The 16,920-nt window shown below is 55.3% G+C and carries 19 protein-coding genes; 12 read left to right on the top strand and 7 right to left on the bottom strand.

The features are described 5' to 3' along the window. Positions 1-98: 98 nt before the first annotated feature. The 5 genes from ATI45_RS20840 to ATI45_RS20820 all read right to left on the bottom strand — a co-directional run bounded on the left by ATI45_RS20840 (position 99) and on the right by ATI45_RS20820 (position 6,037). Positions 99-830 (bottom strand): winged helix-turn-helix domain-containing protein, encoded by a 732-nt coding sequence (locus ATI45_RS20840; protein WP_098421453.1) that lies wholly within the window; start codon positions 828-830, stop codon positions 99-101. Between the two features lie 22 nt (positions 831-852). Further along, entirely contained in the window at positions 853-1,323 is a 471-nt protein-coding gene (locus ATI45_RS20835) for an FKBP-type peptidyl-prolyl cis-trans isomerase (protein ID WP_098421452.1), read from the bottom strand. A 17-nt stretch (positions 1,324-1,340) separates the two neighbouring features. Continuing rightward, complete coding sequence (locus ATI45_RS20830; protein ID WP_098421451.1) at positions 1,341-3,533, bottom strand: acetyl-CoA hydrolase/transferase C-terminal domain-containing protein; 2,193 nt, start codon at positions 3,531-3,533, stop codon at positions 1,341-1,343. Positions 3,534-3,716: 183 nt separating this feature from the next. After that, positions 3,717-4,835 (bottom strand): DNA polymerase IV, encoded by a 1,119-nt coding sequence (gene dinB, locus ATI45_RS20825; protein ID WP_098421450.1) that lies wholly within the window; start codon positions 4,833-4,835, stop codon positions 3,717-3,719. Beyond that, on the bottom strand, positions 4,823-6,037 hold the full coding sequence (locus tag ATI45_RS20820) for an RNA-guided endonuclease InsQ/TnpB family protein (protein WP_098421449.1): 1,215 nt from the start codon (positions 6,035-6,037) through the stop codon (positions 4,823-4,825). Before ATI45_RS20820 ends, dinB begins: the two co-directional genes overlap by 13 nt. 9 nt (positions 6,038-6,046) lie before the next feature. Here ATI45_RS20820 and ATI45_RS20815 point away from each other — a divergent pair, with 9 nt between their 5' ends. The 10 genes from ATI45_RS20815 to ATI45_RS20770 all read left to right on the top strand — a co-directional run bounded on the left by ATI45_RS20815 (position 6,047) and on the right by ATI45_RS20770 (position 14,034). Then, entirely contained in the window at positions 6,047-6,244 is a 198-nt protein-coding gene (locus ATI45_RS20815; RefSeq protein WP_323807660.1) for a transposase, read from the top strand. A gap of 243 nt (positions 6,245-6,487) precedes the next feature. Then, positions 6,488-6,766, top strand: a complete 279-nt coding sequence (locus ATI45_RS20810; protein ID WP_098421448.1) for a DUF1244 domain-containing protein — start codon at positions 6,488-6,490, stop codon at positions 6,764-6,766. After that, a complete protein-coding gene (gene minC / locus ATI45_RS20805; RefSeq protein ID WP_098421447.1) occupies positions 6,766-7,533 on the top strand; it encodes a septum site-determining protein MinC in 768 nt (255 codons plus the stop codon). The genes ATI45_RS20810 and minC overlap by 1 nt, the downstream gene beginning before the upstream one ends. Positions 7,534-7,609: 76 nt before the next feature. Continuing rightward, positions 7,610-8,422, top strand: coding sequence for a septum site-determining protein MinD (gene minD / locus ATI45_RS20800; protein WP_098421446.1), 813 nt, complete (start codon positions 7,610-7,612; stop codon positions 8,420-8,422). Between the two features lie 3 nt (positions 8,423-8,425). Then, on the top strand, positions 8,426-8,683 hold the full coding sequence (gene minE / locus ATI45_RS20795) for a cell division topological specificity factor MinE (RefSeq protein WP_018403132.1): 258 nt from the start codon (positions 8,426-8,428) through the stop codon (positions 8,681-8,683). A 58-nt stretch (positions 8,684-8,741) separates the two neighbouring features. After that, the gene (locus ATI45_RS20790) at positions 8,742-9,233 is read left to right on the top strand and encodes an HPP family protein (RefSeq protein WP_098421445.1); all 492 of its coding nucleotides are present in this window, start codon (positions 8,742-8,744) and stop codon (positions 9,231-9,233) included. Between the two features lie 85 nt (positions 9,234-9,318). Next, complete coding sequence (locus ATI45_RS20785) at positions 9,319-10,674, top strand: PhoH family protein (protein WP_098421444.1); 1,356 nt, start codon at positions 9,319-9,321, stop codon at positions 10,672-10,674. A 183-nt stretch (positions 10,675-10,857) separates the two neighbouring features. Next, the gene (locus ATI45_RS20780; protein ID WP_098421443.1) at positions 10,858-12,537 is read left to right on the top strand and encodes a carbon starvation protein A; all 1,680 of its coding nucleotides are present in this window, start codon (positions 10,858-10,860) and stop codon (positions 12,535-12,537) included. Between the two features lie 107 nt (positions 12,538-12,644). Next, the gene (locus tag ATI45_RS20775; RefSeq protein ID WP_098421442.1) at positions 12,645-12,923 is read left to right on the top strand and encodes a cory-CC-star protein; all 279 of its coding nucleotides are present in this window, start codon (positions 12,645-12,647) and stop codon (positions 12,921-12,923) included. 55 nt (positions 12,924-12,978) lie between these two features. After that, the gene (locus ATI45_RS20770) at positions 12,979-14,034 is read left to right on the top strand and encodes an ArsA family ATPase (protein WP_098421441.1); all 1,056 of its coding nucleotides are present in this window, start codon (positions 12,979-12,981) and stop codon (positions 14,032-14,034) included. Here ATI45_RS20770 and ATI45_RS20765 read toward each other — a convergent pair. Further along, positions 13,976-14,725, bottom strand: a complete 750-nt coding sequence (locus tag ATI45_RS20765) for a ZIP family metal transporter (protein WP_098421440.1) — start codon at positions 14,723-14,725, stop codon at positions 13,976-13,978. The two genes, ATI45_RS20770 and ATI45_RS20765, sit on opposite strands and share 59 nt — an antisense overlap. A gap of 169 nt (positions 14,726-14,894) precedes the next feature. Here ATI45_RS20765 and ATI45_RS20760 point away from each other — a divergent pair, with 169 nt between their 5' ends. Both ATI45_RS20760 and ATI45_RS20755 read left to right on the top strand, forming a co-directional pair. After that, positions 14,895-15,281: a DUF4398 domain-containing protein gene (locus ATI45_RS20760; protein WP_098421439.1), complete on the top strand. Its 387-nt coding sequence runs from the start codon at positions 14,895-14,897 to the stop codon at positions 15,279-15,281. Positions 15,282-15,305: 24 nt separating this feature from the next. Further along, the gene (locus ATI45_RS20755; RefSeq protein WP_098421438.1) at positions 15,306-16,136 is read left to right on the top strand and encodes an OmpA family protein; all 831 of its coding nucleotides are present in this window, start codon (positions 15,306-15,308) and stop codon (positions 16,134-16,136) included. A gap of 88 nt (positions 16,137-16,224) precedes the next feature. Here ATI45_RS20755 and ATI45_RS20750 read toward each other — a convergent pair whose 3' ends face one another. Beyond that, positions 16,225-16,833, bottom strand: coding sequence for a Yip1 family protein (locus ATI45_RS20750; RefSeq protein WP_098421437.1), 609 nt, complete (start codon positions 16,831-16,833; stop codon positions 16,225-16,227). Positions 16,834-16,920 lie beyond the last annotated feature (87 nt).

Below are 16,920 nucleotides of genomic sequence, written 5' to 3'. Positions count from 1 at the left end.
GTGCGCACTCTGGCTCAAACAAAAACTCGGGTTTAAGCAGCTATTCAGGCTTTCGCAACTATTCAAGCTTTCGCAACTACTCAGCCATTAGCAACTGCTCAGGCTTCTTTTACGAACAGATAGCCTTTGCTACGCACGGTTTTTATGCGCCGTGGGTGAATGGGGTCGTCACCAATTTTTGGCCTTATACGGGACACCCGCACGTCAATCGAGCGGTCTTGACCGTCGTATTCAATACCACGCAAAGCGGTAAAAATTTCTTCACGGCTGAGCACCCTGCCCGCGTTGCTGGCCAGCAACCACAGCAAGTCAAACTCGGCGCTGGTTAAATCCACGGTGGCGCCAGAAAGCCAGGTTTCGCGCATAGAGCGGTCTATCACCAACTCGTTGAACTGCACCCGCACCGGGCCTTCACTCACCGAGTCGCTGCCGACCAGAGGCTGGCTTTTTTCGGTGACGCGGCGCATCAACGCACGAATACGCGCCAATAACACCAGCGGTTGAACCGGTTTACCAATGTAGTCATCGGCGCCCATTTCCAGGCCCAATATCTGGTCCATGTCGTCGGTTCTGGCGGTTAGCATCAATATCGGGCCGCTGTATTGCGGCCGCACCCGGCGGCAGATAGACAAGCCGTCTTCGCCGGGCAGCATCAGATCAAGCACCACAAAGTCTGGCTGTTCGTTTCGAATACGTTCCACAGCCGCCCCGCCGTGGGATTCAATAGACACCGTAAGCCCGTTATTCTGCAGGTAATCGCGGGTCAGACTGGCCAGCCGTTCGTCGTCTTCTACAATCAGGATTCGCCAGTTGTCAGTCGTTAGTTCCATAACAGTCTTTCCTAACTTCAGGCTATGACAGGGGCCGGCCCTGGGCAATTTCCTCTGCACTGGCGCTGCGGCGGCCAACAATTTCCAAATCAAAGTACAAGGTTAGACCAGCCAGCGGGTGATTGGCATCAATTCGCACCAGATTGCCGTCAAAACCCATCACCTGAACAACCTGTGCCTCGGTGCCCGTGTTGGTTTGGAACTTCATGCCCGCTTGCAAGTTCTCTACGCCTTCGAACGTCGAGCGCGGCACTTTTCGCACCAGGTCGGCCCGGTGCTCACCGTAGGCCATCGCCGGCGGCACAGTAACTTCCAGACAGTCGCCCACGCGGCGGTCTTTCACGGCGCGCTGAATGCCCTCAATAATAGCCGGGCTGCCGTAGACAAAATGCAGCGGCTCACTGCCTTCAGAAGTATCTACCAGCTCACCAACGGCATTTTTAAGTACATAGTGAACAGTGAACACATCAATTGTAGGAGAAGAATCTTGCATAGGTTGCGTCATTGCTCTTAATGGGGTGTATTAGTCAATTGCAGGCCGTAAATCAGTAGCCGCTGGTCCAGCTTCTGGCGCACCCCTTTAGGCGAGGCCAGTTGCATGCGTTCTAGCAGCGATTGGAAGCGGCCTTGTTCGTCGCGGGTACGGGCGGCCTGCACCAGAGTCATCAGTTTACCACGACCTGTGGCCGTTTCAGCCTGTAAGCGTTTCAGTGCTTTAGCAATCACCAACTCTTCAGCGGTAAAGTCGCAGCCAAAGGGAAACGGTGGAAAATGGTTGTTGCCCGGCACCGCTGCCAAGGCCTGGTGGATATATTCCGGTGTATTGTCGGCCCAGGCTTTTGGCGGTTTGAAACTCTTCGCAACCTTGCCGGCCTTTTTCGCCTGTTGCAGCAGGCCGGCCTGGAAGCGGGCGTCGGCAATCGCGATCAGCCGCAGATAAACCTGTTCGTCAGACTGGCCCCGCAAATCGGCAATGCCGTATTCGGTGATCACAATGTCCCGCAGGTGGCGGGGAATGGTGCAGTGGCCGTAGCTAAACACAATATTCGACACTGCTCTGCCCGCCGCCTTGCGAGTGCTGCGTAAGCACAAAATGGAACGCGCGCCCGCTAATTCCATACCCATGGCCACAAAGTTGTACTGGCCACCTACGCCACTCACCACGCGGCCGTCTTCAAGGCCGTCAGACACTGCCGCGCCCGCCAGGGTGTACATCATGGTGGTGTTTATAAAACGGCCGTGCTGGCGCTGGGCGGTTTTCAGCGCCTGATTGCCAAAGCGGTGGTCGTACAGATCATTGATATAGTTCACGCTCGTCATGCAGATGCGCCGGCGCTGCTGTGGCGACAGGTCACGCAGTGCCTGGTAGAAAGATTCGGGACCGATGTAGAAGCCTCCGTGCATCACCACGCCGTTGCTCAGCGTGTCGCCCAAGCCGCCGTCTTTCAGTAGCCGGCAGGTGTCGGGGTGGTTAATGTCGGCGGGCACGGTGCGCTGCTGCAGGCTCAGTTGGCCATCTTGCAAACGCAGCTCGGAATGCACAATCCCGAATCGCTGCAGGAACTCCAGATCCTGCAGCCGCAGCGGCGAGGCAATAATGTGTTCGCGCAGCAGCACGTCCAGGGTGTTCAGGCTTATCTGCGCGCTGATGTCACCGCGATTCAGCAGCTCCTGCAACCCCTGGTGGGCAAACACTTCACGCTTTAACACTCCGGCTTCCAACAGGTGCATAAAACCGTCAATGATCATTTCGCTGCAACCGTAAAGGCCCTGATCAAACGTGCCGGTGCCACCAATACCATCGACAGCCGGATAACGGGCGGCGATGTCCAGATGCTGATATAAGCGTTTCCAGGCGTCGTTATGGCGGTGGCGCAAAATGGTGCTGTTGATCAGTCCAGCCCCGAGGGAACCGATACCCACCTGCAAGGTGCCACCGTCTTTTACCAAGGTGCTGGCATAGAAACCAATCAGGTGATCCGGCGGGCTGATGGCCATTTGTGGCGCCGGAAACATCGGGTAATCACTTTGCGGTTGCGCCAAAACCAAGTCTATATCGGCTTCGGGCATCTGGGCATCACGGCCCAGCCAGGGCAAATGCCGGTTCAGCTCACCCACCAAAACGGTGGGCACGCCCTCTTCGCGCTGGCGCGCGCGCAGAAGTGGGATAATGTCCAGAGTCAGGTCCGGATTACAGCTTAGGCTCACCTGCCCTGGCTCACCGTTTTGATCACCTGGCGCCACCATTTGCGCCACCACGTTGATACCCATGGCCATCAAATTGCGCACTGCATGGGTGTAGTTCAGGCTGATATAGTGGCGCTGTTGGGACGAGTTGTGCATAAAACTGCCGGCCTTGAAAAAGAACTCCGACACTTTCACATTCGGCGGCAGTTTATTGGCCCGCAAATCCAAAGCGTATTCTAAATCCGGGATCGCGCCGTACAAGCGCTCTGAGAAAGGTTCGAGGAAGCGCTTTTCCAGGGCTGAGCGGCCACTGGGTTTCACCAGCGACAGGGCCGTGAGAATGTGCAATTCGATTTGGGGGTCGCGCTTGGCGCGCTGATACAGGGCATTCACAAAGCGCAGGGGCTTACCCAAACCCAGAGGCAGGCCAAGAATAATCTTGTTGCCAACACGGCGGATTACTTCTTCAACACAGGCATCTGCGTCGTCCATTCGCACCGTGCAATTTTCGGCCATTTTCCGGTTCCCGTTAACCCATAATGAATTCTGTTAACGGAATCATCACACGGGCAGCACGGCCAAACAATGCATCAGATCAGTAATCGGGGGTTCCGCCAGGCTAATTCAGCGGTTTCAAAAGGTCCACTTCAGCCTCTGCGCTGTGTCTCAACGCACATTGTCCCACTGTTTACTGCCTGATCAGTCAAACAAACGCAGTTGTGTGACCGGTGCCTCATCATTCCGAAACCTTACACCCATTCCCAGCAGCCGCACCGGCCGCTGAGTATCTGTCATCAGTTCATTCAATAGTTGCTGATAGTCTGCAATAACGGGCAGCGCCGCGGATTCGCGCACCCGCTCCAGAGTGTGGGTGGAGAAGTCGCTGTAACGGATTTTCACAAACAGTTTGTGCAAGGGCTTGTGCTCGGCCTTGCGGACAAGGCGCGCGTGCAAATCGTCCAGCAGATTCACCAGCACCGCATCACAGGCGTTTTTGTCTGGCAAATCCTGAGCAAAGGTGCGTTCAACGCTCAGGGACTTGGCGATGCGCGACACCACCAAAGGGCGTTCGTCGCGGCCGTGGGCCATTTCGTGCAAGCGGTAACCCTGCTTGCCAAAACGCTCTATCAGAATTTCCGCGCCCAGCTGCTGCAGATCGCCGCAGGTTTGGGCGCCCATGGCGTGGAGCTTGCCCGCGGTTACCTGACCTACACCAAACAACTTTTGCACCGGTAGTTTCGCCACAAACCCGGCAATGTCCTGGGGCCGAATCACGAACAGGCCGTCGGGTTTTTCCCAATCGCTGGCAATTTTGGCCAAGAATTTATTCGGCGCCACCCCGGCGGAAATAACAATACCGGTTTGCTGCTTGACCCGCTCGCGCAGGTGACGGGCAATCAGCGTGGCGCTGCCCTGATGTTCAGTCACGTCAGACACATCCAAAAATGCTTCGTCCAGCGACAGGGGCTCTACCAGATCGGTTACCTCGCGCAATATGGCCATCACCTGCTGCGACACCGCCCGGTAGCGCGGCATATCCACCGGCACGGTCACTAAGTCCGGGCACAGGCGCCGAGCCTCGCCGCCGGGCATGGCCGAACGCACGCCGTAGGCGCGAGCCTGGTAATTGCAGGTGGTCACCACGCCGCGCCCACCCTGCCCGCCCACCGCCAGCGGAACATTTTGCAAGGAAGGGTCATCACGCATTTCCACGGCGGCGTAAAAGCAGTCGCAATCTACGTGAATTATCTTGCGTTGAGACTTGACATCCTCCCCGCCCTGACGGACGGGGATTCCTACTGCGCTCAGGCGTGGCATTGAGCCATCCTTGAGTCGCTTCGGTGGGTTCCTGTTGCTGACGGCATTACCGCACCGTTCACTTCACAGGCTAACCGGGCATGACCTGCCCTTAAAATATTGATGGCGGCGTTGAGGTCTGCATTTTCAGCATACCCACATTCGACACATTCGAATTGCGATTGAGTCTTGCGATTCTCTGCACAAATATGACCGCAGGCCGGACACGCCCGGCTGGTGTTACGAGGGTTGACGGCAAACACTTCACCGCCCAGCCATGCCTGCTTGTATTCCAAATGGCGGCGGAACTCGCCCCAGCCCTGATCGAGAATCGACTTATTAAGGCCGGATTTGGCGTTTACGCTTCGCCTTGGTGCCTCAAGTGTGCCGCTTGCTGACTTGCTCATATTCGTGACGTTCAGATCTTCGATGACGACCATCGCGTGATTTTTGCTGATGATGTTAGATGTCTTGTGGAGAAAGTCATTGCGGGTATGAGCAACCCGTTGATGCAACTGGGTGATACGGGCCTTCGCCTTTTTCCAATTGCGGCTGAATTTGACCTTGCGGCTCATGCGTCGCTGATACTTTGCCATCTTCGCAGCGCGGGTACGCAGCGCATTGACCGGCTCGAACATCGTGCCGTCAGAGAGCGTCGCGAATAGAGTGATACCCGCATCGAGGCCGACTATCGACGTTGATGGATGTATTGGCTGCCCAACTTCGCGCTCGGTCTGAATGCTGGCGTACCACTTGCCAGCCACACAGGAAACGGTGATGTTCTTTGCCAGTCCGAGGATGCCACGGCTCTTGCGGTAGCGAATCCAGCCTAGCTTTGGGAGTCGAATACGTCGATTGGCTTCGTCAATCTCGAAACCTTGCGGAAAGCGAAAGCTGTCTGACGACCTACCTTTTTTCTTGAATTGTGGAAAATCGGCACGCTTCTCAAAGAAGTTCTTGTACGCAGCGGCCAGGTCTTTTGTGACTTGTTGCAGTGTTTGTGAGGGAGAGTCGCACAAGTACGGGAATTCCTGCTTCCACGCTGGCAGCCATTTATTCATGCCAAAGCTGTTGGTGAATTTTTCACCGGCCGTATGTCGCTCTTGCTGACGATTCAAAGCCAAATTCCAAATCTTGCGAGCATTACCCGCGTACTGACGCATGGCGCGGATTTGCTCACCGTTTGGTTCAATCTGAAATTTGAATGCTTGAAGGCGTTTCATAGCTCAATTATGGTTGGTCCATGGAAAAAAACAATGATATTAGGCACGGGCGGCACTGCGTTTTTCGGGAAGAAAAAGTACGAGACACTTAAGAAAAAGTTATGGGGTAATGCCTTATGGTCGCCGTCTTACTTCGCTGGCAGTTGTGGTGGTGCACCCATTAGCATTATTCGCCAGTACATTGAGCAGCAGCAAACGCCGGAATGAGAATGTTGCTAACGAGAGGGACACCTGCGATGTCCGCGCTATTCATCCCCGGCCTGAAGGCCGAGGTTTTCCGCGCATTCCGATAAAACCCCGCTTGGCCGCGCCCACTGTATATGCATACAGCCTTGTATCTTACCTCCAGTTGCTCAAAATGTCAGGATTGTCCTCGGCAAGCCGCTTACTAAAGCTGCATTACATGAATTTTTATCCATTTTTCTGACATCGTAAAAGGCCACCTATACCATGACTGAACTCATTTCAGACGCCCAGCGCACCGAGCTTGAAGCAGCCGCTTTCCGCCGTCTTGTCAGCCACCTGCGTGAACATACCGAGGTGCAGAATATAGACCTGATGAACCTCGCCGATTTTTGCCGCAACTGTCTGTCAAAATGGTATCTTGCCGCAGCACAGGAGCAGGGTGTAAATATGACGGATCCGCAAGCGCGCGAAGCGATTTACGGCATGCCCTACGATGAATGGAAACAACGCTATCAGAGCGGCCCCAAGCAGGACCATCATTAATGACCGATACCCCAACCACTGGCGCAAAACAGGGCTTTCAGCTAAAAAGCGCCAGTGTGTCGATGACAGCTCTGGAACTTTATTATTTCGAGAGCGAAGATTTTGAAGCCACGCTGCGGGACAAAATCAGCCAGGCGCCCGGATTTTTTAAAGACGTCCCGCTGATCATAAGTCTTGAAAAATACGAAGGCCTGGACAGCGAGCTGGATTTTTTCAGCATCATTGGCACCTGCCGTCGCCACCATATTCACGTGGTGGGCGTGCGCGGTGGTAATGAAAACCATCGGCGTATGGCCCGCGGTGCATCGCTGGCGCTAGTGCCTGGTAACAGCCAGCGCGATAAAAAACACGGCAGTCAGCCGACGGCGGAAACGACTTCGCCCACCGCGCCAGTCGCAGAGTTAACAGCTGCACCTGCGCCAGCCCAGTCAACGCCCGCAAGAATCATCAGTCAACCAGTGCGTTCCGGCCAGCAAGTCTGCGCTGAAGACGGTGACCTTGTGATTCTGGCGCCGGTGCAACCCGGTGCCGAAGTGATGGCAGCCGGTAATATTCATGTATACGGCCCGCTGCGCGGTCGCGCACTGGCGGGTGTAAACGGCGACGAAAACGCACGCATCTTCTGCCAGTCATTGGAGGCAGAACTTGTGTCCATCGCCGGACACTATAAAATCTCTGAAGATCTGCAGGGGAGCGGCTGGAAAAGTGCCGTGCAACTTCAGCTCAGGGACGATCTGATGTTGGTAACGCCGCTGGAAAAGGCCTGACCCGACTCCGGTGTTCCAGCAGTAACCGGTTTACTCGGCTTCGACAACCACGACATTGCATGACAGGAACCGTACCTTGGCTAGAATTATTGTAATAACCTCAGGAAAAGGCGGCGTTGGCAAAACCACCACCAGCGCTTCGATCAGCACCGGCCTGGCCAAACGCGGCCACAAGACCGTGGTCATCGATTTTGACGTGGGTCTGCGTAATCTGGACCTGATCATGAACTGTGAACGCCGAGTAGTGTACGACTTCGTAAACGTGATTCAGGGCGAAGCCACGTTGAACCAGGCGCTTATCCGCGACAAGCGGGTAGACACCCTGTTTATTCTGCCGGCCTCGCAAACCCGGGAAAAAGAAGCGCTGACCAAAGAAGGCGTAGAGAAGGTCATCAACGAGCTGTCACAAACCTTCGATTACATCATCTGTGATTCGCCCGCCGGCATTGAACACGGCGCTCAAATGGCTCTGTATTTTGCAGACGAAGCGATTGTGGTGACCAACCCCGAGGTGTCATCCGTGCGCGACTCTGACCGCATTCTGGGCATTCTGCAGAGCAAGTCACGCCGTGCCGAAAAGGGCCAGGACCCAGTAAAAGAACACCTGCTGGTTACCCGCTACAATCCGGCTCGGGTAGAACGCGGGGAAATGCTGTCGGTGGCCGATGTGGAAGAAATTCTGGCGATACCTCTGCTGGGCATTATCCCCGAAAGCCAAGTGGTGCTGAACGCCTCTAACCAAGGCTTACCGGTTATTCTGGAGACCGAAACCGACGCTGGCCAAGCTTATGATGACGCCGTGGCTCGCCTGGTGGGGGAAGAACGGGAACACCGTTTCATGACAGCCCAGAAGAAGGGCTTCTTTTCACGGATGTTCAAGGGAGGCTAAAGCATGAGTTTTCTGGACTATTTCAGGGGCAAAAAAACCAATACTAATACCGCTAACGTGGCCAAAGAACGACTACAGATTATTGTGGCCCACGAGCGTGGCCACCGCAAACAGCCGGATTACCTGCCGGCGCTGCAGCAGGAACTGCTGGCGGTTATCCGCAAATATGTGGACATCAGCGACGACATGGTACAAGTAGAGATAGACCGCACCGACACTTGTTCGGTGCTTGAGCTGAACGTAACGCTGCCCGAGAAGTGACGCCGGCACGGGTTCGGGCTAAGCTTTTACCCTCTTTTAAAAATAGGCTGCCTGAACCATGCTGTTGCTTGCACGCGAGATAATGACCCCGAGTATCAAAGCGGTGCCCCAATCCTGGACTATGGACAGGCTGGCCCGCTTTCTGACCGACAACGAAATCGCTGGTAGCCCGGTGACCGACGATAGCGGCGACATTATCGGTATAGTCACCCTGAAGGATATTACCGAATTTCGCTGGAACGCCAGCCGCCCAGAGACCGAGGCACGGCTGACGGAGGACGAAGCCCGCGAGGCCCGCCGTTTGCGCATGGTTATTTACGAGGGTATGGGCAAACTGCCGGTGGAGGTCAGAGACATAATGACCCCTATTTTGCTGTCGGTTGACGAAGACACGCCGGTGCGCGAAATTGCCAAAACCATGATGGCCGAGCATCTGCACCGTATATTTGTCACCCTTGATGGAAAAATAACAGGAATTATAACTACTTATGATCTTCTGAAAATTATTGCCGATCGCGATATGACCCAGCGCTGCGCAATGCAAGAGTGATCCGGCCAGCCTGTATCCGTCACCCGATTCACCAGTATTAGAGGTACTGCCCCTTATGCCCGCAGCATCGCAAGAACGCCGCAAGATGTACGTGCTAGACACCAATGTTCTGATTCACGACCCCAGCGCCCTGCTGAATTTTGAAGAGCACCAGGTCATCATTCCGATGACCGTGCTGGAAGAGCTCGATAGCCTGAAATCCGGCAAGCAGACGGTAGCGGCCGATTGTCGCCAGGCCATTCGCACCATCGACCGGCTGTTAGGCGACGCCAGCCCGAAGCAGATTGAAAACGGTGTGCCTATTGCACGGGGCGAAAAAGCAGAGCCCATGGGAACGCTGTCGATTCTGATGAGTTCGGAATCAGTAAGCGGCCATGCCCTGCCCGAGCACCTGAACGATAACAAAATCATCAACAGCCTGGCCGCCCTGCAAGAACGCCACACCAACCGCGACATCATTCTGGTTAGCAACGACATCAACATGCGGCTGAAAGCCCGCGGCTTTGGCGTAGAAGCCCAGGCTTATCACAATGACCAGTTGGTAGACGACATAGGCCTGCTGCCCCGAGGTTATACCGAGTTCCCCGGTTCCTTTTGGGACACCATCAGCAAAGTAGAAACAAAGCAGCGGGATGGCGCCACCGAACACCAATTCAAGCGCGAAGGCGAATTGGCACGGCTGAACATCAACGAGTTTGTGCTGGACGAACAGGGCTTTGTGGGCAAAGTGTGCGAGCTGGGCGACGACTACTTGGTTATTCGCGACCTGCACCAGCATGACCTGATGAACGAAGAAGTCTGGGGGCTGATTCCCCGCGATATCTATCAGGCCATTGCACTGAACCTGCTGCTAGACCCAGACATTCACCTAGTGAACCTGACCGGCGCCGCCGGCTCTGGCAAAACCATTCTTGCGCTGGCGGCCTGCATCGAGCTGACCGTGGCCAGCAAACTCTACAAGCGCATTATTGCGACCCGCAGCACCCAGGGGTTAGACGAAGACATAGGTTTTCTGCCGGGCACCGAAGCGGACAAAATGGAGCCCTGGCTAGGCGCCATTGTGGACAACCTGGAGGCGCTGCACGAAGATGACGAAAACATGACCGCCAGCGTGGATTACATTCTCAGCAAAGTACCCCTGCACTTTAAATCCCTGAACTACATTCGGGGCCGCAGCTTCCAGCACAGCCTGATTATTATTGACGAATCCCAGAACCTGACCCCGCACCAGATTAAAACCATCATCACCCGCGCCGGTAACGGCTCCAAGGTGATCTGCCTGGGCAATCTGGCGCAGATTGACACCCCTTACCTGAGTGCTTTGAGCTCCGGCCTGACTTACATGACCGAACGTTTCAAAACCTTTCGCCACGGTGGCCACATTCACTTGCAAGGCGTGCCCCGTTCGGCACTGGCGGAATTCGCCGAAGCCAATCTATAAGCTTTTTTACAAACGTTTCTCAACCTTGGCCAGGCCGGGCATCCGCTGCCCGGCCTGTTGCAGTGACATCATAGATTTACACTGCCAACTAATACTTTAGTCTAAAGTCGCAATTCAATACTTGAAACTCCCAGCCTAATGACGACAATTCTAGTTTGCTAACTAAAAAAAAGGTAATAATCCATGAGCTCCATAATCTTAATGGTTCTCGGGCTTGGCGGTATGGCCTTGGGATTCTTTGTCTACTCAAAATTTCTTGCCCATGTGGTGTTCAAACTCAGTGACGCCTTCGTAACGCCGGCTCACGAATTTGAAGACGGCATCGACTTTGTGCCCACCAACAAATTTGTGCTGTGGGGCCATCACTTTACCTCAGTCGCTGGCGCCGCACCCATTGTAGGGCCCGCCATTGCCGTTATTTGGGGCTGGTTACCGGCCTTTTTGTGGGTCACCTTCGGTACCATCTTTTTTGCTGGCATTCACGATTTGGGCGCCATCTGGGCCAGCGTGCGCAACCGTGCCAAATCCGTAGGTACGCTGACCGGCGAAGTGGTGGGTAATCGCGCCCGCGCCATTTTCTCGATTGTTATCTTCCTGGTTCTGTTGATGGTAAACGGCGTGTTTGGCGTTGTTATCGCCCGCCTGCTGATCAACAACCCCGGTGCCGTGGTTCCGGTGTGGGGCGCCATCGCCGTGGCCCTGGTGATTGGCCAGGCCATTTACCGCGCCAAGATGAGCTTGCCGATTGTGTCGCTGGTGGGTGTAGTGGCGTTGTACGCACTGATCTGGGTTGGCCCCTCCATGCCGGTGTCGCTGCCGGAAAGCACCCTTGGCCTGTCGCCCAGTGCTGCATGGATCATAATTCTGTTCATCTACGCGGCGATTGCTTCACTACTGCCCGTGTGGGTACTGCTTCAACCCCGCGATTACATAAACGGCCTGCAACTGTTTGTTGGCCTGGCCGCGCTTTATGCCGCGGTACTGATTGCCAACCCTACCGTTGTTGCACCAATGATTAACATAGACGTGCCACCGGGTACGCCATCGATGATTCCGCTGCTATTTGTGACCATTGCCTGTGGCGCCATTTCCGGCTTCCACGGCCTGGTTGCGTCTGGTACTACCTCCAAGCAGCTGAACAAAGATACCGACGCCCGTTTTGTTGGCTACTTTGGCGCCACCGGCGAAGGTGCTCTGGCATTGGCCGCTATTATTGCCGCTACCGCAGGCTTTGCCTCACTGGAAGACTGGCAGGCAGTTTACCACTCGTTTGGCCAAGGCGGCGTACTCGCTTTTGTTAACGGCGGCGCCAACATTCTAAGCGCGGGCACTGGGCTGGACATCGCGGTTGCAGCCACCATGCTGACGGTTATGGCGGCCCTGTTTGCCGGCACTACCATGGACACCGGCCTGCGCCTGCAGCGCTATATCTTTCAGGAATGGGGCGAAATCTATAACATCAAATGGATGGCCAAACCGTTACCAGCGACCCTTCTTTCAGTCGTATCGTGCCTGGCACTGGCGTTCGGCGCCGGTGGCGCAGACGGTTCCGGCGGGCTGCTGATATGGCCTCTGTTCGGCACCACCAACCAATTGCTGGCGGGCCTTACCTTGCTGGTGATTACGGTTATGCTGGTTCGCCGCGGCCGGCCCACCATCTACACCATGGCGCCGCTGGTGTTCATTCTGGCCATGAGCCTGTTCGCCCTGCTGCAGCAGCTGAAAGGCTTCTACGACAAAGCCGATTGGTTCCTGTTCGGGCTGGACATTGTGGTACTGATTGCCGCGGTGTTTGTGACCCTGGAATCCGCTGCTGCCCTGAAGCGGGCCAAAGCCGAGCTTAAAGAAGTGGAAGCGAACTGAGTTTTCGGTTCTACTAAACCTTATAACACTCGACTAAAGAGCTGGCCGTTGCGATTATTTGCAGCGGCCAGCTCTGCACTCCCCGCCCCAATCAACGAGGGCCCATTGTGAAAAATACACTTTCCAAACTCAAGTATCTGTATCAACAGGTCAGCGTTGCCGGCGCTGAATACTATAACGCCCCCTACCGGGCGGCCATTGCCCGCGCCCAACGTGATGAAGACGACCTGTTCATGCTGCTGGTGTTCAGCGAGATGATGGGCATACCCAACCCTGCCAGCTGGTACTGCCTGGAGCTGCAACCTTTGTTACTGGAACGCTTTCACGACTGGCACACACGCATGGGCATGGAACGCTCGCCGCTGGATAATTTTCGATGCTGCTAGCCAGTTTGCGCTACTGCTAACCCACTTTCGCCGCTGCCAAACCCGGAGCCAACCAATGCTAGACCTGCCAACACTTCTTGCCGAACGAAAACTGATTATGGTGGGCGGTAAAGGCGGCGTGGGCAAAACCACCACCGCTGCCGCCCTGGCCGTAACCGCTGCTACCAGCGGCCGCCGAGTATTGCTGATATCCACCGACCCGGCTCACAGCCTGGCTGACGCCTTTGACCGCGAAATAGGCGGGGAAATTACCCGCATGGCGCCCAATCTGGACGCCCTGGAGCTAGACCCAGACGCCGAAGTAGAAGCCTATCTGGACCGCGTGCTGCGACAAATGCGGCGCTACGCCGGGCCTGACCAGGTCAACGAGCTGCGGCGCCAACTGCGGCTAAGCAGCCAGTCCCCCGGCGCCCAGGAAGCTGCTATTCTAGAGCGTATGGCGCGGCTGATTGAAAACAGCGAGAAAGATTACGACCTGCTGATTTTTGATACCGCTCCTACCGGCCATACCTTGCGCCTGCTAACGCTGCCGGAAATCATGGCTGCCTGGACCGACGGCCTGCTAAAACACAACAAACGCTCGGAAAAACTGGGCAAGGCGCTGGCCCACCTGACGCCTGCGCGCAGCGTGGATAACCCGTTTCAAGACCCGACCGCCAACGCCACCGAGGGCATGGACCCGCGCAGCGCCGAGCTGACCGAAACCCTGCTGGCGCGCCAGCGCCTGTTTCATCGCACCCGCCGCACCCTGAACGACGCCGCCAACACCGCGTTCGTGTTCGTACTGACTCCCGAAAAACTGCCAATTCTGGAAACCCAGCGCGCCATTCAGTCGCTGCACGATTCCAACATTCCGATCGCCGGTGCCGTTATCAACCGCATTATGCCAAACCCAGGCGATGACCCTTTCTGGTCTTCCCGCTATCAGCGCCAGCAGCAACAGCTTGAAGATATCGCCAGCCGGCTGCAGGGCGTTGCCACTCTGCAATTGCCGTTAATGGCCAGCGACATTCAGGGCATCAAGCAATTAGAAGCCTTTGCCAGCTTTTTTATCAACCTATCGCCAACTGCCCCAACACCCCGAACAGAAACCCCAGAACCGCGCCCATAGGCGGTAGCCAGTGTTTGTCTAACCTTGCCTGCGGAGCAATATCCTGAAACACCAGATACAAAATACCGCCAGACGCAAACAGCATAATAAAGTCCAGAACTGCATCGTACTGCGCCAACCACACGTGCCCGACAATGCCTGCAGCCGGCCCCAACGGCACCAGGCAGCAGAACATCAGCAGCACTTTTTTGTCCTTCATGTCCTGGGCTTTGCGGCCGCGATGAATGGTCACCGGATCCTCCGCTGCGGTCATTTCACGGTAAGCATTGAAGCCTTCTGGTAAATTCTGCACCGCAATCAACAACGCCAGCAGCATCCCGCCCTTGCCACCCACCGCGAACATTGCCCCCAGCGCCAGCGCTTCCGGTATAAAATCCGCCAGCATCGCAATCAACTGCGACACCGAGCTCTGGGCCTTCGCCAGCAACACATCCAGCAAGCCAAATCCCAGCCCACCCATCATCATGGCCAGCGCAATCAACCAACCGTTTAGCAATTCAACGCTTTCTGGTACCAACACCAATGCCACTGCCGACAGCAATGCGCCACCACCGAAGGCAATTACCCCGTGGCGAAACTCACTTTCCAGCCAGTTTGGGCCGATGTGCTCGAATTTTGCCAGCACCGCGCCAATTGGAATAGCTGCTCCAGCCAGCGTTGCTAAAACAACGGTTGTCCATAACGACGTCATAAACGCATGTCTCACCTTGATGAATGTAAAAACCGTAGCTTACACACTCGCTACTGAGGCTATTATTATCAATCAGTCATGGTGTATTGCCAATAGGCTGCTAGGCTTTTATTAGATGCGAATGGCTTTAATTCTGCATCCTTTGCCTATCCCTAACAGGAGAGTACGCATGAAAAAACACAGCTTAATAACGCTTCGCTCAGGCAAAACTGCCTTGCTAGCGGGCCTTGCCCTGGCTCTGGGTGGTTGTGCAAGTCCCGGTGAACGCCCGGATGCCGACCTGCAAAGCGCCGAGTCGGCCTTACAGCAAGCGGTGGCTGCCGATGCCCGGCAGTACGAGCCAGTACTTTTAAACGACGCGCAAAATAAAGTCGCCGACGCCAAAGATCTGATTGAAAAAGAAGAATATCAGAACGCCGAACGCTTGCTGCAAAAGGCCTCGGTAGATGCGCAGTTAGCCGGAGCCCGCGCTGAAACCGCCAAGGCCAGCCAGGCGGTCGAAGAGGTAAATCACAATATTGAAGCGCTGCGCCAGCGCATTAATCAGAGCCAGTAATCGCCATTGCCAAAGGGGACAGTGATGAAACAACGCAACATAACGTTAGGTTTGGCCATAGGCTTATCTGTATTGATGACCGGCTGTGCTTCCACATCACCGCAAAATGCGAAAGTTGACGAAGCTCGCGCTTCCTACGACCGCGTCAAGAATGATCCTGCCGTAGCACGCAGTGGCGACACCCAGTTGCGCAGTGCGCGGGACCAGCTCGACCGCGCAGAGTCGTTATTGAAAGACAGCGCCGACAACGGCCTGATTGAACACGCCGCCTACATGGCCCACCGCCACGCACAAATCGCCAGTCAGCAGGGTGAACGTGCAGAACTGCAAACCCAGATTGAATCGGCCGAGGAGCGCCGGCGCGAGCTAATGCTGGCAGAGCAGACCGGCGATGCCGATTCAGCCCGCAGCGAAGCAGAAGCTGCCCGCCGCGAAGCAGAAGCGCTGCGCCAACGCATGGCCGAACTGCAGGCAGAACAGACCGATCGCGGCATGGTGCTCACTCTTGGCGATGTGCTGTTTGATCTGGATCAAGCCGACCTAAAATCTGCCGGTGAGCAAACTGTAGCCCGCCTGGCTGAATTTATGCGCGAGTATGAAGACCGCCGGGTGAGGGTTGAGGGCTATACAGACAGCACCGGTGCCGACTCTTACAACCAGCAACTGTCGGAGCGCCGCGCTGAATCGGTAAGAAACGCTTTGATAAATCAGGGCATAGCATCCCAACGCGTTGAAGTCAAAGGCTATGGCGAACAATACCCGGTGGCTGGCAATGACAGCTCATCCGGGCGCCAGCAGAATCGCCGCGTTGAAATCGTTATTTCAGATAAAGACGGAAATATTGAGACGCGCTAAAAAGACTGAGCATTAAGCATTAAGCCCCGAAGTTTTAAGCTTCGGGGCTTAATGCATTAATCGCGGATTTACTTAATGTTGACTCGCGCTACCCCACAAAAACAGGGGCTGCTACAAAGTTCCAGATAATCACCGAACCCACGCGGGTCGCCACCAGAATAACAAGAGCCACAGTCAGTAGTGCGCCGCCATAAAATACGGCTCTGTCTTGATCAATCCCCATCACGATGGGAAGCCCATCGTACATCAGCTTGGCGCCGTAACAGGCGGCGGCCAGAAACACGAGGGCATTAAACCAGGGCACCGGGTACAACAAGGCAAAGCCTGCGAGAAACATCGGCGTGCAAGAATAAGCGGCCAGTGCAATGCCGTTAGACGGCGTTACTTCTTCCTTGGCACCGTAGGTTTTGGCCATCCAGTTTACGGCGTAACCCAGAGCGAAAACCCCTACCAGCATGGCAATGTAAGTCAATACACTAAGTTGGGCTGCACTGATTTCGGTGAGCTTGACAATTCTTTCACTGCCCACTGTCCAACCGAAAATAGCCGTTGATATATAAGCACAAATTGGTGCAATCGCTGCCAGAATCAATACGTAGGCAACATAAAGCCGGCGGGGTGTTTCGTGCTCTTTGCGAATGGCAGCCCATTCGGCATCCGGTTTCGTAAATAATCCAAAAGCGTGTGAAAGAAGCATGAGCACCACCTATTATTATTGCTATTGATTACATGAGTATATACGACACTTCCGATTACGCCAGATCAGCGGCGATTGACATAGTTA

It is taken from the genome of Marinobacter sp. LV10MA510-1 (assembly GCF_002563885.1).
GTDB lineage: Bacteria > Pseudomonadota > Gammaproteobacteria > Pseudomonadales > Oleiphilaceae > Marinobacter.
This window is presented reverse-complemented; position numbering and strand designations above follow the sequence as displayed.

Coding starts and splice junctions, on each gene's coding strand:
- ATI45_RS20840 (WP_098421453.1), bottom strand. CDS start 830: ATGGAACTAACGACTGACAACTGGCGAATCCTGATTGTAGAAGACGAC.
- ATI45_RS20835 (WP_098421452.1), bottom strand. CDS start 1,323: ATGCAAGATTCTTCTCCTACAATTGATGTGTTCACTGTTCACTATGTA.
- ATI45_RS20830 (WP_098421451.1), bottom strand. CDS start 3,533: ATGGCCGAAAATTGCACGGTGCGAATGGACGACGCAGATGCCTGTGTT.
- dinB (WP_098421450.1), bottom strand. CDS start 4,835: ATGCCACGCCTGAGCGCAGTAGGAATCCCCGTCCGTCAGGGCGGGGAG.
- ATI45_RS20820 (WP_098421449.1), bottom strand. CDS start 6,037: ATGAAACGCCTTCAAGCATTCAAATTTCAGATTGAACCAAACGGTGAG.
- ATI45_RS20815 (WP_323807660.1), top strand. CDS start 6,047: ATGGTTGGTCCATGGAAAAAAACAATGATATTAGGCACGGGCGGCACT.
- ATI45_RS20810 (WP_098421448.1), top strand. CDS start 6,488: ATGACTGAACTCATTTCAGACGCCCAGCGCACCGAGCTTGAAGCAGCC.
- minC (WP_098421447.1), top strand. CDS start 6,766: ATGACCGATACCCCAACCACTGGCGCAAAACAGGGCTTTCAGCTAAAA.
- minE (WP_018403132.1), top strand. CDS start 8,426: ATGAGTTTTCTGGACTATTTCAGGGGCAAAAAAACCAATACTAATACC.
- ATI45_RS20790 (WP_098421445.1), top strand. CDS start 8,742: ATGCTGTTGCTTGCACGCGAGATAATGACCCCGAGTATCAAAGCGGTG.
- ATI45_RS20785 (WP_098421444.1), top strand. CDS start 9,319: ATGTACGTGCTAGACACCAATGTTCTGATTCACGACCCCAGCGCCCTG.
- ATI45_RS20780 (WP_098421443.1), top strand. CDS start 10,858: ATGAGCTCCATAATCTTAATGGTTCTCGGGCTTGGCGGTATGGCCTTG.
- ATI45_RS20770 (WP_098421441.1), top strand. CDS start 12,979: ATGCTAGACCTGCCAACACTTCTTGCCGAACGAAAACTGATTATGGTG.
- ATI45_RS20765 (WP_098421440.1), bottom strand. CDS start 14,725: ATGACGTCGTTATGGACAACCGTTGTTTTAGCAACGCTGGCTGGAGCA.
- ATI45_RS20760 (WP_098421439.1), top strand. CDS start 14,895: ATGAAAAAACACAGCTTAATAACGCTTCGCTCAGGCAAAACTGCCTTG.
- ATI45_RS20755 (WP_098421438.1), top strand. CDS start 15,306: ATGAAACAACGCAACATAACGTTAGGTTTGGCCATAGGCTTATCTGTA.
- ATI45_RS20750 (WP_098421437.1), bottom strand. CDS start 16,833: ATGCTTCTTTCACACGCTTTTGGATTATTTACGAAACCGGATGCCGAA.